Source organism: Streptomyces massasporeus, from assembly GCF_014648995.1.
In the GTDB taxonomy this organism is placed as follows: domain Bacteria; phylum Actinomycetota; class Actinomycetes; order Streptomycetales; family Streptomycetaceae; genus Streptomyces; species Streptomyces massasporeus.
Genome location: NZ_BMSE01000012.1, coordinates 230,203 through 243,403, shown reverse-complemented (window position 1 = coordinate 243,403; position 13,201 = coordinate 230,203). Strand labels below are relative to the sequence as shown.

The window sequence follows — 13,201 nt, the reverse complement described above, 5'->3', positions numbered from 1 at the left end:
GCAGCTTCTGACCGACACCGGCGATGTCGAAGTCCGTCGCGGCGAGCATCAGGTTGCCGTCGGAGACGTTCACCCGCGCCACGAGTGCGTCGTTCAAGCGCGTGTCGATGATCCGGTGCCAGGGCACCTCGCCCTGTCCTTCGGGAACGAACGGCGTGGCCTCGCCAGCGGCCCTCGCACGCTGGGCACCCGCCTTGCCGCCCGTACGGGCCTGCTGCGCCGCCCGCCAGGCGGCGACCTCGGCCGATGGCTTGGCCTCAGCCTGCGACTCCGGTGCCTTCACCGATCCGGCCGGTGTCGCGGGAGCCTCCACCTTCGTCGGTTTCGTCCACGGACTCTCCGGCTCCGGTAACTCCGGCTTCGGCGCCGCCGCCAGGCCCGGTGCCGCCGAGAGCACCAGAGCAGCGGTCGTGATCGCGGACAGGAGAGCGGTTCTGTGTGTTCTTCGGGCACTCCAAAGAGACGTGCCTCTCGCACGTGCATGCATGAGCTTCCCCCACGGAAGACAGACAGACAGTCAGAACCGGTGATCACACTGGTCACCGGAGACGCACAAGCTGTCACAGGAAGTACACAACTGGGCGCGGCGTGCCCCTGAACGCCCCTCGCATGCGGGCCGGAATCAGCCCTGCCGCTTCTCTGCGTCAAACCGGGGCGATGTCATCACAACTGCCGTACGAAGCGGGCGGAATGCGCGGTTCTGCCTCACTTGTGAGGGGCACGTTGACCGAAATTTTGCGAGAGACGCCTCCCTCGTGCGCACCGCGTAACGGATTCCGAGCCTGCTCGTTCTTACCGGTGTACTTCTAAGAGGTACGTCTCTAAAGACTGGAGCGTCATGGCCCGCCCCGCAACGCGCAATCTGCCGAGACCCCCGGACATGTTCGACAGAGAGTGGGAGTGGAGCGAGCTGACCGCCTTCGCAACCGCCGAGGGCGCGGGTCCTCGGCTCGGCGTGGTGTCCGGCCGCCGTCGGCAAGGCAAGAGTTTCCTTCTTCAGGCGCTGGCGGACGCCACCGACGGCTTCTACTACGCGGCGGTCGAGGCATCGGCCACTGAGTCCCTGCACCTCTTGGGTGACGCGGTCGCACGCTTCACCGGTGCCGTCGTCCCGCCTGTGCCGGCCAACTGGGAACAGGCGCTGGAGCTACTCTTCGGGCTGGCGAAGGACAGACCGCTGCCTGTGGTGATCGATGAGTTTCCCTACCTGGTACGGAACGCCCCAGCCCTCCCTTCCCAGTTGCAGGCCGCCATCGGGGTGCGCTCCGAACGCAACCGCAAGGAGAGGCCCCGGATCCTGCTGTGCGGCAGCGCGATGTCCTTCATGGGCGGGCTCCTCTCCGGGGCTTCCCCGCTCTACGGCCGGGCGGGCCTCGATCTCGTGGTTCACTCCCTCGGCTTCCGCGAGGCCGCCGAGTTCTGGGGCATCCGGGACCCGCGGCTGGCAGTGCTCGTCCACGCGATCGTCGGCGGTACCCCCGCGTACCGACGGGAGTTCGTCGACGACGACGTGCCGGACGGGCCCGACGACTTCGACGCCTGGGTCTGCCGGACCGTACTCAACCCGGCCCGTCCCATCCACGGCGAGGCGCCTTACCTGCTGGCCGCCGAACCGGACCTGCGCAACCGGTCGCTGTACCACTCGGTCCTGGCCGCGGTGGCGGGCGGCAACCGCACCAGCGGTGGCATCGCGAGCGCGGTGGGCCGCAAGGCCACGGACATCTCGCTGCCGCTGTCCGTCCTGAAGAGCTGCGGCCTGCTCACCGCCGAGCCCGACGCCTTCCGCACCAACCGGACGACCTATCACGTCGCCGAGCCGCTGATCACCTTTCACCATGCCGTCGTCCGCCCCGAGACGGCTCTGCTGAGTCGCCGCCGAGGTCCAGCCAGGATGTGGGAACACAGCAGGTCCACGTTCCTCAGCAAGGTCGTCGGTCCGCACTTCGAGCGCTTGTGCCGTGAGTGGGTCGAGTGGCACGCGGATCCCGCGACGTTTGGGGGCATGCCGATCCAGGTCGCCTCCGGGACCGTGGCCGACCCGGTGAACCGGAGCTCACTTGAGGCCGACGTCGTGGTACACGGAGCCATCGGCCAGGATCAGGGCATCCTGCTGTCCGTGGGAGAGGCGAAATGGCACAAGGTCATGCATCTCGGGCACCTGCAACGCCTGCGTCGCATCCTGCAGTTGCTGGAGGCAAAGGGCGTCGACATCCGTCACGCCAGACCCGCCTGCTACAGCGGCGCCGGCTTCGACCCGGAATTGCGGGCGGCCGAGAGTCGGGGTGAGGTGGTCCTCGTCGACCTGCAACGGCTGTACCACGGTTCCTGACATCCCGGCATGCCGCGCGGTTCCGGGAGGGCCGTCAAACGGGGGATGTGTGGCGCCCGGTCCGCGCGTCGCTGCGGGTGCGCGCGGACCGGGGCCGTCGAAGGGAGCCCCGAAGGGCTCAGTGGGACGCCAGGGCGCGCGGCTCCAGCGCTGCCGTGTGGGCGTCCATCCGCTCGGCGGCCAGGATCGCGGCCGCCGTGTCGGCGCGGGAGGCGGCGACGACCAGCGCGCGGCCCGCCAGGGCGTGCGCCTTGCGGTGCAGGGCGGCCGTGTCGCGTTCGTGTCGGCCGCTCGTCGACGCGCGCACCGGAGTGCGTCCGCCGCGCAGCCTGCCCACCTGCTCCGCGAGCCGCTCCGCGGCCGTGTCCAGGTCGGCCGAGGCCTGCGTCGCGCGCAGCTCGTCCGTGACGGCGAGCAGGGCGGCGAGATGGCCCGCGAGCTGGATGTCCAGCTCTTCCTCACGGGAACGGTGCGGGAAGTCGGGGTTGGGGCCGTCCACCGTGCTGTGGACCGACTTGGCGCGGATCGGTTCGTACATGGGAAGGCCTCCTGAGTTCTTACAGGAAACCATCCTAGCTTAGATTTCGTCTAAAGTTGAGTCGTTCACAAAACAGGACTGCCTGCACACAAAGCGTGAGCAGGCAGTCGGGCGGTGCGGGTCAGGGCTGGCTGTAGCCGTCCAGGAAGTGCCCGATCCGTCCCATCGCGTCGGTCAGGTCGCCGACCGTCGGCAGGGTCACCACCCGGAAGTGGTCCGGCTCCGGCCAGTTGAAGCCCGTGCCCTGGACGACCATGATCTTCTCGCGCCGCAGCAGGTCCAGGACCATCCGGCGGTCGTCCTTGATCTTGAAGACCTTGGGGTCGAGGCGCGGGAAGAGGTACAGCGCGCCCTTGGGCTTCACGCAGGACACCCCGGGGATCTGGGTCAGCAGCTCGTACGCCGTGTCCCGCTGCTCGCGCAGTCGCCCGCCCGGCAGCACCAGGTCGTTGATCGTCTGCCGCCCGCTGAGCGCCGCGACGACCCCGTGCTGCCCGGGCATGTTCGCGCACAGGCGCATGTTCGCCAGGATCGTCAGGCCCTCGATGTAGGAGTCGGCGTGGGCGCGCGGCCCGGAGATCGACATCCAGCCGACCCGGTAGCCGGCCACCCGGTAGGCCTTCGACATGCCGTTGAAGGTGAGGGTCAGCAGGTCGGGGGCGACGGCGGCGGTCGGGGTGTGCACGGCGTCGTCGTAGAGGATCTTGTCGTAGATCTCGTCCGAGCAGACGAGCAGGTTGTGGCGGCGGGCGATGTCGGTCAGCCCCTTGATCATCGCCTCGTCGTAGACGGCCCCGGTCGGGTTGTTCGGGTTGATGATCACGAGCGCCTTGGTGCGGTCGGTGACCTTGCGCTCGATGTCGGCGAGGTCCGGCATCCAGTCGGCCTGCTCGTCGCAGCGGTAGTGCACGGCGGTGCCGCCGGACAGGGAGACGGCGGCGGTCCACAGCGGGTAGTCGGGCGCGGGCACGAGGACCTCGTCGCCGTCGTCCAGCAGGCCCTGCATCGCCATCACGATCAGCTCGGAGACGCCGTTGCCGATGAAGACGTGCTCGACGTCCGTCTCGATGCCGAGGGTCTGGTTGTGCATCACGACGGCCCGGCGCGCGGCCAGCAGGCCCTTGGCGTCGCCGTAGCCGTGTGCCGACGACACGTTGCGGAGGACGTCCTCCAGGATCTCCGGCGGGCACTCGAAACCGAACGCGGCCGGGTTGCCGGTGTTCAGCTTGAGGATGCGGTGCCCTGCTGCTTCCAGGCGCATCGCCTCCTCGAGAACCGGGCCCCGGATCTCGTAACAGACATTGGCGAGCTTGGTCGACTGGATCACCTGCATGTCTGGGAGCTTACGGCCCGGTAACGCGTCCCGGGTCGTGTTTTCCGCCACGTGAGACGCGGGGATTTGGGGCGATATCGCGGCGCGCTGTCCCACCAGCACCTTCGGTCCCTAGAATGCGCCGCCATGTCCAAGCCATTCGAGTACGCCGACGGAGTGACCGGTCCCGAGCCACGGGACGCGCCGAACGTGTACCTCCCGCAGGCCGCCGCGCCCCCCGCCTACGACGCGTACGCGGATCCGGCGGCGGCGCACGGGTGGCAGGACGTGTACGACACGACGGACACCGGCGGTGCCGGACACCCGGGCGGCGCGGACGGCACGGGCGGCGCCCGCCCCGGTGCGCACCCCGTCGGCGGTGCGGACGCCACGCGCGCGTACCCAGGCGGCGCGCACCCCGGCGGCCTGGACCGTGCGGACGGCGCCGGCGACACCCGTGAGCTGCCCGCGGTGCCGGTGCCGGTGCGGGGCCGGGCCGGTGCGGGCCACCGCGGCCGGCGCAAGCCGGCTCCCCGGCTCGCGCGCCGCGTGGCGGTCGCCGCCGGTGCCGTGGGTGCCGTGTCGGCGGTCGCCCTGATCGCCGGGTTCTCCCTCTCGGGCTCGCCTTCCGGAGGGACGCGGGGCGGCGAGGGCGGCCGCACGGGTCAGACGGCGGGGGAGTCGCCGACCGCGACGACCGCGACGTCGCCTCCGGCCGAGGCCTCCGACGCTCCACTCGTCGCCGGGCCGGGCGGTTCTGGCGAGCCGTCCGGCCCGGCGTCCGCGTCGCCGTCCTCCGGGGCGGGCCGAACCCCGTCCGCGTCCGCTACGGACAGCGCGCCGCCCCCGGCCTCCGGCCCCACGAGCGACGCCCCGACGGACACCGCCCCCACCGTCACGGCCTCGGCGCCCGGCAGGTCCGGAGACAAACCCGGCCACGGCCCCGGAGGCACCAAGGGACCCAAGTGACCGTCCGGTAAGGGCGGTTGAGTAGGGTCGGACAGGACGCCGGAATTCCGGTTGTGGAACAGGTTCTTGTGCCGCCCCCTTGCGACGATCACAATGCACATGACAACAGTGCGGGCGGCCGGAAGATTTCCGGTCGCCTCCGTCGCAAGAGGGGACCCCCCATGAGAAAACCTCTCGCCGCCGCGTTCTGCGCCCTGGCGATAGCCGGGGCCGGCGCGGCCCCCGCGACCGCTGCCGATGCCGCCCCCACGGGCGTCGGCAAGGCCGCGGACACGGGCAAGGTCACATCCGCCGTCTCGGGTGTGGTCACGTCCGTGGAGCAGACGCTGTCCGGGCTCGGCAGCCCGAGGGCCAAGGCCGTGAACTTCGCCGGCACCGTCGCGCTCAGCAACTGCTCCGGCTCCGTCGTCCGCATGCCGGACTCCGAGGCCGACGACCCGGCGCTCGTGATGACCAACGGCCACTGCCTGGAGTCCGGTTTCCCCGGCCCCGGCGAGGTCCTCGTCGACAAGGCGTCCAGCCGTACCTTCAGCCTGCTCAACGCCTCCGGCTCGCGCGTCGCGACCCTGCGCGCCGCCAAGCTCGCCTACGGCACGATGACCGACACGGACGTCGCGCTGTACCAGCTCACCACCACGTACGCGCAGATCAAGAGCTCGTACAACATCAACCCGCTGACGCTGAACGACAGTCACCCGGTCGCCGGGACCGCCATCGGCATCCCCTCCGGCTACTGGAAGCGGATCTACAGCTGCACCATCGACGGCTTCGTCCCCACCCTGAAGGAGGGCGACTGGACCTGGAAGGACTCGGTCCGTTACACCTCCGCCTGCAACACCATCGGCGGCACGTCCGGTTCGCCCGTCGTCGACCAGGCCACCAACAAGGTCGTCGCCATCAACAACACCGGCAACGAGGACGGTGAGCGCTGCACGGTGAACAACCCGTGCGAGGTCGACGCGAACGGCAACGTGACCGTCCGCAAGGGCATCAACTACGCCCAGGAGACCTACGGGATCCCCGCCTGCTTCGGGATCGACAACAAGCTCGACCTGAGCGCGAGCGGCTGCACCCTGCCCAAGCCGTAAGGCAGGGTGCCGGCCGGGCGGTCACGCGGGAGGAGTCCTGCGGACCGCCCGGCCCGCCAGCACGTCCGTGCGCCGGCCGTCCTCGATCACGAACCGGCCGTCGACCAGGACGTGCGGAATCCCCGTCGGGAGCGTGCGCGGCTCCGCGAAGGTGGAGCCCGCCGCGACCGTCGCCGGGTCGAAGAGCACCAGGTCGGCCTTGTAGCCCTCGCGCACCAGACCCCGGTCGGGCAGCCGGAGCCGCGCGGCCGGGCGCGAGGTGAGGTGCGCGACGCACTCCTCCAGCGACAGCACCCCCAACTCCCGGACGTAGTGCCCGAGGTAGTGCGGGAAGGTGCCGTAGGCGCGCGGGTGCGGCTTGGCGCCCTGGAGGATGCCGTCCGAGCCGCCGGTGTGCAACCGGTGGCGCATGATCGCCCGGACGTTCTCCTCGTGCCCGACGTGCTGGAGGATCGTCGGGGCCAGCCGGTCGGCCAGCAGCAGTCCGCGTGCCGTCACCCAGGGCGCCTCGCGCCGTCGGTCCGCCGACTCCTGGATCGTCCGGCCGACGAAATCGGCCAGGGCCGGATCGCCCACGCCCGAGATCTCGATCGTGTCCCACTCGACGGGCACGCCGTGGCAGCCGTCCGAGCCGGTGACCTCCAGGTGGTGACGGACGCGTGCCGCCGTCTCCTCGTCGGCCAACCGCCTGAGGGTCTCCTCCGGGCCGCCCTCGCTCGCCCAGCTCGGCAGCACGGCGGCCAGCGTCGTACAGCCCGGGGTGTACGGGTAGGTGTCGAGGCTGATGTCGGATCCGGCCGCCAGCGCCTCGTCCAGCAGGGCCAGCAGCTCCGGGGCGCGGCCCTTGTTCACGCCGAAGTTCATGGTGGCGTGGGCGAGATGCAGGGAGCAGCCCGCCTCCCGGGTCAGCGCCACCATCTCCTCGTAGGCCTGGAGCGCCCCGGCGCCGTAGGAGCGGTGGTGCGGGCAGTAGTAGCCGCCGTACGACGCCACCACCCGGCACAGCTCGGTCAGTTCGGCGCCCCGCGCGTACATGCCCGGCGTGTACGTCAGCCCCGAGGACATGCCGACGGCGCCCTGCTCCAGGCCCTCGGCGACCAGCCGGCGCATCCGGTCCAGCTCGTCCGGGGTCGCCTCGCGGTCCTCCCAGCCGACGACGAGCGCCCGGACCGTGCCCTGCGGGATCAGGTAGGCCGCGTTCACGGCGATCCCGCCATCCAGCCGGTCCAGGTACTCGCCGACCGTGCGCCAGTCGAAATCGATGTCGTCACCCGGGCCGTTCCACCCGGCGATCGCCCGGCGCACCTCGCCCAGCGTGCGATCGTCGACCGGCGCGTACGACAGCCCGTCCTGGCCGATGACCTCCAGCGTGACGCCCTGCGCCGCCTTGGCGCTGTGGTCGGGGTCGCGCAGCAGCGCCAGGTCGCTGTGCGCGTGCATGTCGACGAAGCCGGGGGACAGCACGAGTCCCTCGGCGTCCAGCTCCCGGCGCGCCTTCGGCCGCTGACAGCCGGCCGCCGCGGCCTCCTTGACGATCGATGTGATCCGGCCGCCGTCGACCACGACATCGGCCCGGTAGGCGTCCGCGCCGGAGCCGTCGACGACGTCGGCGTCCCGGATGACCAGCTCTTCCATCGCGCCCGGCCTCCTAGAAGAACGTGCGGACGTAGTCGACGACCGTGCCGTCCGCCTCCGCGACGGGGATCAGCTGCCACTTGTCGAACGAGGTGCACGGGTGGGACAGCCCGAGCCCGACCCAGTCGCCGACCTCCAGATCCGCCTCCGGCGTGGTGGCGAGCCAGGCGTGCTGGTCGGACAGGGCCGTCACCGACACGCCCGTGGCCGGGCGCTCGGCGCCGTCCCGGCGGATCACCTGGGCGAAGGGCAGGTCGAGGTCGTAGGCCGCGTCCCGCTTGCCCGCGTTGACGAAGGCCTGCTCGGCCGAAGGCCTCGACACCACCTGCGTCCACAGGCGGAACGCCGGCTCCAGGGCGCCCTCCTCGGGGACCCGGTTGAACGGGGTCAGCTTGCGGTAGTGGCCGTCGTCGTGCGAGACATACGCGCCCGAGCGCAGCAACTTCAGTACGGGCAGGGACAGTTCGGGGATCTCCGCGAAGACCTCGGCGACCGCGTCGAACCAGGCGCTGCCGCCCGCGCTGACCACGATCTCGTCCAGCCCGGCGAACCGCCCGGCCTTGTCGAAGTCGGCGGCGAGCGCCACCAGCCGGCGCAGCCACGCCGTCACCCGCTCGGTGTCGGCCTTCGGCACCTCGCCCTCGTAGCCCGCGACGCCGACCAGCCGCAGCGTCCGCGTGCCCGCCACCGCGTCCGCGACCGCCGCGCACTCGGTCTCGGTACGGACGCCGGTGCGGGCGCCCTCACCGGCGGCGAGCTCGACGACGACGTCCACCGGGCGGGTGGCGTCGGCGTCCCGCAGCGCGGCATCCATCAGCTCGACGCCGCGCACGGAGTCGACGTAACAGATCAGTTCGAAGTCCGGGTCGGCGTCCAGCTCGGCCGCGATCCAGCGCAGGGCCGCCGCGTCGACCAGCTCGTTCGCCAGGAACACGCGCCGGGTCCCGAACGCCCGCGCCACCCGCACCTGGTGCGGGACGGCCAGCGTGATGCCCCACGCCCCGTGCTCGATCTGCCGCTGGAACAGCTGCGGCGCCATGGAGGTCTTGCCGTGCGGCGCGAAGGCCAGGCCGTGCCGGGCCGCGTAGGTCTCCATGAGCTTCAGGTTGTGCTCCAGGCGCTCGGCGGACAGCGCGAGCACGGGCGTGGCGAAGCCGCCGGTGAAGAGGTTGCGGCGCTGGCCGGCCAGCTCGGCGACGGTCAGCCCGTCGGCGTCCGGCGGGAGGCCCTTGAAGCGGTGATCGACGCGCTCGGCGGCGAGCCGGGCGAGGGACTGGGCGGTGTCGGCCGTCATGGAGCCTCCCTGATCTGCGGTGTTGCAATCTCTGCAACCTTCATTGCGTATGTCGCTGAACGCTGTCTAACATCTCGGCCACCCCCGGTCAATGAAACCGCCACCGGCCGCACCGCCACCCCGACACCCCGCCATCCCGACACCCCGCCATCCCGACACCCGACGCCTCGACGAGGAGCTACGAGCATCGTGACCCCCACCGGACCCTGCAACGCCCCCGACGTCGTGGACGTCGTCGCGCTAGGCGAGTCCATGGTCACGTTCCTGCCGTCCCGGCCCGGCCGCCTCGCCGACGTGCCGTCGTTCGAGCGGGGCATCGGCGGCGCGGAGTCGAACGTGGCGTGCGTGCTGGCGGCGGCGGGGCACTCCGCGCGGTGGGTCAGCGCGGTCGGCGCCGACGGCTTCGGCGACCACCTCGTCGAGGAGATCGGCTCCTACGGCGTCGACGTCGCGTCCGTGCGGCGCGACCCGGCGCGGCCGACCGGCATCTACTTCCGCACGGCGGGGGACCGGGCCACCGACGCCCACGAGGTGGCCTACTACCGGGCCGGATCGGCCGCCTCGGCGATGTCCGCCGGCACCGTGGACCTGACGGCCGCCCGGGCCGCGCGGGTGCTGCACCTGTCGGGGATCACCGCGGCGCTCTCCGGCAGCTGCCTGGACCTGCTGTGGCAACTGACCGAGCCGGGCCCGCGGCGGCCGCTCGTCTCCTTCGACATCAACTACCGGCCGGGCCTGTGGTCCGACCCCGACGGGCCCCGGGTCCTGCTGGACCTCGCCCGCCGCGCCGACCTCGTCTTCGTCGGCTCCGACGAGGCCCTCGACGCCTGGGGACTGCACGGCGCGTCCGCCGTCCGGGACGCGCTGCCCGAACCCGCTCTCGTGGTCGTCAAGATGGGCCCGGGCGGCGCCGTCGCCCTCGACAAGGACCCCGGCGACGCGGAGGACGCGGACGGCACGGCCACCCTCGTGCGCGCCCCGCGCGTGGACGTCGTCGCCGCCGTCGGCGCGGGCGACGCCTTCGCCGCCGGGTTCCTCTCCGCGACCCTGCGCGCACTGCCCGTGCGGGACCGGCTGCGGCACGGGCATCTGATGGCCGCCGCCGCGCTCACCGTGCCCGGCGACCTCGCCACACCGCCCGCGCGGGAGCACGCCGACCGGCTCGCCGCCCTGGACGACGCGGCATGGGGGAGACTGCGACTCGGCCCGGGCTGGACCGAGGAGACACAGCGGGCCGCCGAGGAGGTACGAACGCCATGAGCCAGACCGTCGACCGTGCGCTGAGCATCCTGCCGCTGCTCGCCGAGGGCCCCGCCGACCTGGGGCAGGTCGCCGACCGCCTCGGTGTGCACAAGTCCACGGCCCTGCGGCTGCTGCGCACCCTGCACGAGCACGGGCTGGTCTACCGCCAGTCCGACCAGCGCTACCGCCTCGGCGCCCGCCTCTTCGCCCTCGCCCAGGAGGCGATGGAGAACCTCGACGTCCGCGAGATCGCCCATCCCCACCTGGTCCGCCTCAACGAGAGCTGCGGCCACACCGTGCACCTCGCCGTGTACGAGGAGAACGAGGTCCTCTACATCGACAAGGTCGAGAGCCGCTACCCGGTGCGGATGTACTCCCGCATCGGCAAGCCCGTCGCCATCACCGTCGCCGCGGTCGCGAAGCTGCTGCTCGCCGACCTGCCCGAGCACGAGCGGCGCGGGATCGCGGAGAAGCTCGACTACCCCACCTACACGTCCCGTTCGACACCCAACGCCGGCGCTTTCCTGCGGGAGCTGGAGAAGGTGCGCGAACAGGGCTGGGCCACCGACCTCGGCGGCCATGAGGAGTCCATCAACTGCGTCGCGGCGCCCATCCGCGGCGCCGACGGCCGGGTCGTCGCCGCGATGTCGGTCTCCGCGCCGAACGTCGTCGTCACCGCCGACGAACTCCTCACCCTCCTGCCGCTGGTGCGCCGTACGGCGGACGCCATCAGCGGGGAGTACTCCGGCAGAACACCAGTGAAGGGCACCGTATGACGGACAAGATCGCACTCACCCCCAAGACCCACACCACCCCGCCGGCGAAGTTCTCGCACGGTGTGAAGAAGGGCAACATCCTCCAGGTCGCCGGCCAGGTCGGCTTCCTGCCCGCCGAGGAGGGCAAGGCGCCCACGCCCGCCGGGCCGACCCTGCGCGAGCAGACCCTCCAGACCCTGGCCAACGTCAAGGCCATCCTGGAGGAGGGCGGCGCCTCCTGGGACGACGTGATGATGATCCGCGTCTACCTCACCGACGTCGCCCATTTCCCCGAGTTCAACGCGATCTACGACGCGTACTTCGAGGAGCAGGGCCTGACCCAGCCGCCCGCCGCGCGCACGACCGTCTACGTCGGACTGCCCGCGGGTCTCCTCATCGAGATCGACGCGTTGGCCGTCCTCGGCTGACCCACCCACACCCCCACTCCCACCCCTGCCTTACCGAGGCGCGGCGCCACGATGCGCCGCGCCGCGCTCCCCCCTACCCCGAAACTGCATGCCTTTACGTAGAGGACCCCCCGAATGTCCCATCCGCTCGCCGCGTCCGCCCCTGCCGAGACCCCACCCCACACGGGAGGACTGCTCCTCCTCGTCGACGGCACGGCCGGACTCCTGCTCACCGCCGCGCTCGGCATCGTGCTGCTGCTGTTCCTCATCATCAGGATGAGACTCCAGCCGTTCGTCGCCCTGCTCGCGGTCTCCATAGCCGTCGGCCTCGCCGCCGGTCTCTCGGTCACCGAACTCTTCGGCACGGTCCAGAAGTCGGACGCCGTCTCCACCATCGAGTCCGGCATGGGCGGCATCCTCGGCCATGTCGCGATCATCATCGGCCTGGGCACCATGCTCGGCGCGATCCTCGAAGTCAGCGGCGGCGCCGAGGTATTGGCGAGGCGCCTGCTCGGTCTGTTCGGAGAGAAGCGCGCCCCGCTCGCCATGGGCCTCACGGGCCTGATCTTCGGCATCCCGGTCTTCTTCGACGTCGGCATCTTCGTCCTGGCCCCGATCGTGTACGCCGCCGCCAAACGCTCCGGCAAGTCGATCCTGCTCTACTGCCTGCCGCTGCTCGCGGGCCTGTCCGTGACGCACGCGTTCCTGCCGCCCCACCCCGGCCCGGTGGCCGCCGCCGGTCTGCTGAACGTCGACCTCGGCTGGGTCATCCTCATGGGCATCGTCTGCGGTCTGCCCGCCGTGGTCGCCGCCTGGGGCTACGCGGCGTGGGTCGGCCGCCGCATCTTCGTCCCCGTGCCGCAGGACATGGTCGAGGCGGCCGAGGAGGCCAAGCAGGCCGTCGTCGACGAGCAGCGGGCCGCCGGGGTCGCACCCAGCGAGCAGCCGGTCTCCCTCGGCACGGTCCTCGGCATCATCGGCACCCCCCTGGTCCTCATCCTCGCCGCGACCTTCTCCTCGATCGCCCTGGACCCCTCCACCCTCCGCTCGGTGATCGAGTTCTTCGGCAGCCCCTTCGTGGCGCTGACGATCGCCCTGTTCCTCGCGTACTACCTGCTCGGCATCCGCCGCGGCTGGTCCCGCAAGTCCCTGGAGACGGTGTCCACCGCGTCCCTCAAGCCGGTCGGCAACATCCTGCTGGTGGTCGGCGCGGGCGGCATCTTCGGTGCCGTCCTCAAGGCCAGCGGCGTCGCCCAGGCCCTCTCGGACACCTTCAACGACGTCGGCCTGCCGGTGCTCGTCCTCTCCTACCTGATCTCCGTGGTCCTGCGCGTGGCGCAGGGCTCGGCGACGGTGGCGATCGTGACGACGGCGGGCATCGTGGCCCCGCTCCTGTCCGAGGGCGACCACTCCCAGGCCTTCGTCGCCCTGGTCATCATGGCCATCTCGGCCGGCTCCATCTTCGCCTCGCACGTCAACGACGGCGGCTTCTGGATGGTCGCCAAGTACTTCGGCATCAGCGAGCGGGACACCCTCAAGACCTGGACGGTGCTGGAGAGCGTGCTGTCCGTGGCGGGGTTCGCGGTGGCGGCGGTATTGAGCCTGTTCGTGTAGGCGTCTGATAACGAAGTC

12 protein-coding genes are annotated in these 13,201 nt (G+C 71.3%); 7 read left to right on the top strand and 5 right to left on the bottom strand.

Going from position 1 to position 13,201, the window contains the following annotated elements:
* The coding region (locus tag IE153_RS25750; RefSeq protein WP_229829163.1) for a hypothetical protein at positions 1-313 on the bottom strand (313 nt) is incomplete at its 3' end.
* A gap of 567 nt (positions 314-880) precedes the next feature.
* Between IE153_RS25750 and IE153_RS25745 the strand changes: the two genes are divergently transcribed.
* Positions 881-2,329 (top strand): AAA family ATPase, encoded by a 1,449-nt coding sequence (locus IE153_RS25745; protein WP_189592186.1) that lies wholly within the window; start codon positions 881-883, stop codon positions 2,327-2,329.
* Positions 2,330-2,447: 118 nt separating this feature from the next.
* Here IE153_RS25745 and IE153_RS25740 read toward each other — a convergent pair whose 3' ends face one another.
* Together IE153_RS25740 and IE153_RS25735 are read right to left on the bottom strand one after the other, a co-directional pair.
* Entirely contained in the window at positions 2,448-2,867 is a 420-nt protein-coding gene (locus IE153_RS25740; protein WP_189592185.1) for an SCO4983 family protein, read from the bottom strand.
* A 121-nt stretch (positions 2,868-2,988) separates the two neighbouring features.
* The gene (locus IE153_RS25735) at positions 2,989-4,200 is read right to left on the bottom strand and encodes a pyridoxal phosphate-dependent aminotransferase (protein ID WP_031110645.1); all 1,212 of its coding nucleotides are present in this window, start codon (positions 4,198-4,200) and stop codon (positions 2,989-2,991) included.
* Between the two features lie 126 nt (positions 4,201-4,326).
* On the opposite strand from IE153_RS25735, the gene IE153_RS25730 reads away from it, so the two are divergent.
* Together IE153_RS25730 and IE153_RS25725 are read left to right on the top strand one after the other, a co-directional pair.
* Positions 4,327-5,148: a hypothetical protein gene (locus tag IE153_RS25730; RefSeq protein WP_189592184.1), complete on the top strand. Its 822-nt coding sequence runs from the start codon at positions 4,327-4,329 to the stop codon at positions 5,146-5,148.
* Between the two features lie 161 nt (positions 5,149-5,309).
* Positions 5,310-6,236: a S1 family peptidase gene (locus IE153_RS25725; protein ID WP_189592183.1), complete on the top strand. Its 927-nt coding sequence runs from the start codon at positions 5,310-5,312 to the stop codon at positions 6,234-6,236.
* Between the two features lie 21 nt (positions 6,237-6,257).
* Here the strand turns inward: IE153_RS25725 and IE153_RS25720 are convergent, their stop codons facing one another.
* Together IE153_RS25720 and IE153_RS25715 are read right to left on the bottom strand one after the other, a co-directional pair.
* Positions 6,258-7,871, bottom strand: a complete 1,614-nt coding sequence (locus IE153_RS25720; RefSeq protein ID WP_189592182.1) for an N-acyl-D-amino-acid deacylase family protein — start codon at positions 7,869-7,871, stop codon at positions 6,258-6,260.
* Positions 7,872-7,884: 13 nt separating this feature from the next.
* Complete coding sequence (locus IE153_RS25715; RefSeq protein WP_189592181.1) at positions 7,885-9,165, bottom strand: amino acid deaminase; 1,281 nt, start codon at positions 9,163-9,165, stop codon at positions 7,885-7,887.
* Positions 9,166-9,354: 189 nt separating this feature from the next.
* Here IE153_RS25715 and IE153_RS25710 point away from each other — a divergent pair, with 189 nt between their 5' ends.
* The 4 genes from IE153_RS25710 (at position 9,355) to IE153_RS25695 (ending at position 13,183) form a co-directional block, all read left to right on the top strand.
* Positions 9,355-10,425 carry a sugar kinase gene (locus IE153_RS25710; RefSeq protein ID WP_189592180.1) on the top strand — a complete coding sequence of 357 codons (1,071 nt, stop codon included), beginning with the start codon at positions 9,355-9,357 and terminating at the stop codon, positions 10,423-10,425.
* Entirely contained in the window at positions 10,422-11,183 is a 762-nt protein-coding gene (locus IE153_RS25705; protein ID WP_189592179.1) for an IclR family transcriptional regulator, read from the top strand. The genes IE153_RS25710 and IE153_RS25705 overlap by 4 nt, the downstream gene beginning before the upstream one ends.
* Complete coding sequence (locus IE153_RS25700; RefSeq protein ID WP_031110028.1) at positions 11,180-11,590, top strand: RidA family protein; 411 nt, start codon at positions 11,180-11,182, stop codon at positions 11,588-11,590. The genes IE153_RS25705 and IE153_RS25700 overlap by 4 nt, the downstream gene beginning before the upstream one ends.
* Before the next feature lie 114 nt (positions 11,591-11,704).
* Positions 11,705-13,183: a GntP family permease gene (locus IE153_RS25695; protein WP_189592178.1), complete on the top strand. Its 1,479-nt coding sequence runs from the start codon at positions 11,705-11,707 to the stop codon at positions 13,181-13,183.
* Positions 13,184-13,201 lie beyond the last annotated feature (18 nt).

Bases quoted from the DNA above. Each gene is read 5' to 3' on its own strand.
- IE153_RS25735 (WP_031110645.1), bottom strand. From the start codon at position 4,200: ATGCAGGTGATCCAGTCGACCAAGCTCGCCAATGTCTGTTACGAGATC.
- IE153_RS25730 (WP_189592184.1), top strand. From the start codon at position 4,327: ATGTCCAAGCCATTCGAGTACGCCGACGGAGTGACCGGTCCCGAGCCA.
- IE153_RS25740 (WP_189592185.1), bottom strand. From the start codon at position 2,867: ATGTACGAACCGATCCGCGCCAAGTCGGTCCACAGCACGGTGGACGGC.
- IE153_RS25720 (WP_189592182.1), bottom strand. From the start codon at position 7,871: ATGGAAGAGCTGGTCATCCGGGACGCCGACGTCGTCGACGGCTCCGGC.
- IE153_RS25700 (WP_031110028.1), top strand. From the start codon at position 11,180: ATGACGGACAAGATCGCACTCACCCCCAAGACCCACACCACCCCGCCG.
- IE153_RS25695 (WP_189592178.1), top strand. From the start codon at position 11,705: ATGTCCCATCCGCTCGCCGCGTCCGCCCCTGCCGAGACCCCACCCCAC.
- IE153_RS25715 (WP_189592181.1), bottom strand. From the start codon at position 9,165: ATGACGGCCGACACCGCCCAGTCCCTCGCCCGGCTCGCCGCCGAGCGC.
- IE153_RS25705 (WP_189592179.1), top strand. From the start codon at position 10,422: ATGAGCCAGACCGTCGACCGTGCGCTGAGCATCCTGCCGCTGCTCGCC.
- IE153_RS25725 (WP_189592183.1), top strand. From the start codon at position 5,310: ATGAGAAAACCTCTCGCCGCCGCGTTCTGCGCCCTGGCGATAGCCGGG.
- IE153_RS25745 (WP_189592186.1), top strand. From the start codon at position 881: ATGTTCGACAGAGAGTGGGAGTGGAGCGAGCTGACCGCCTTCGCAACC.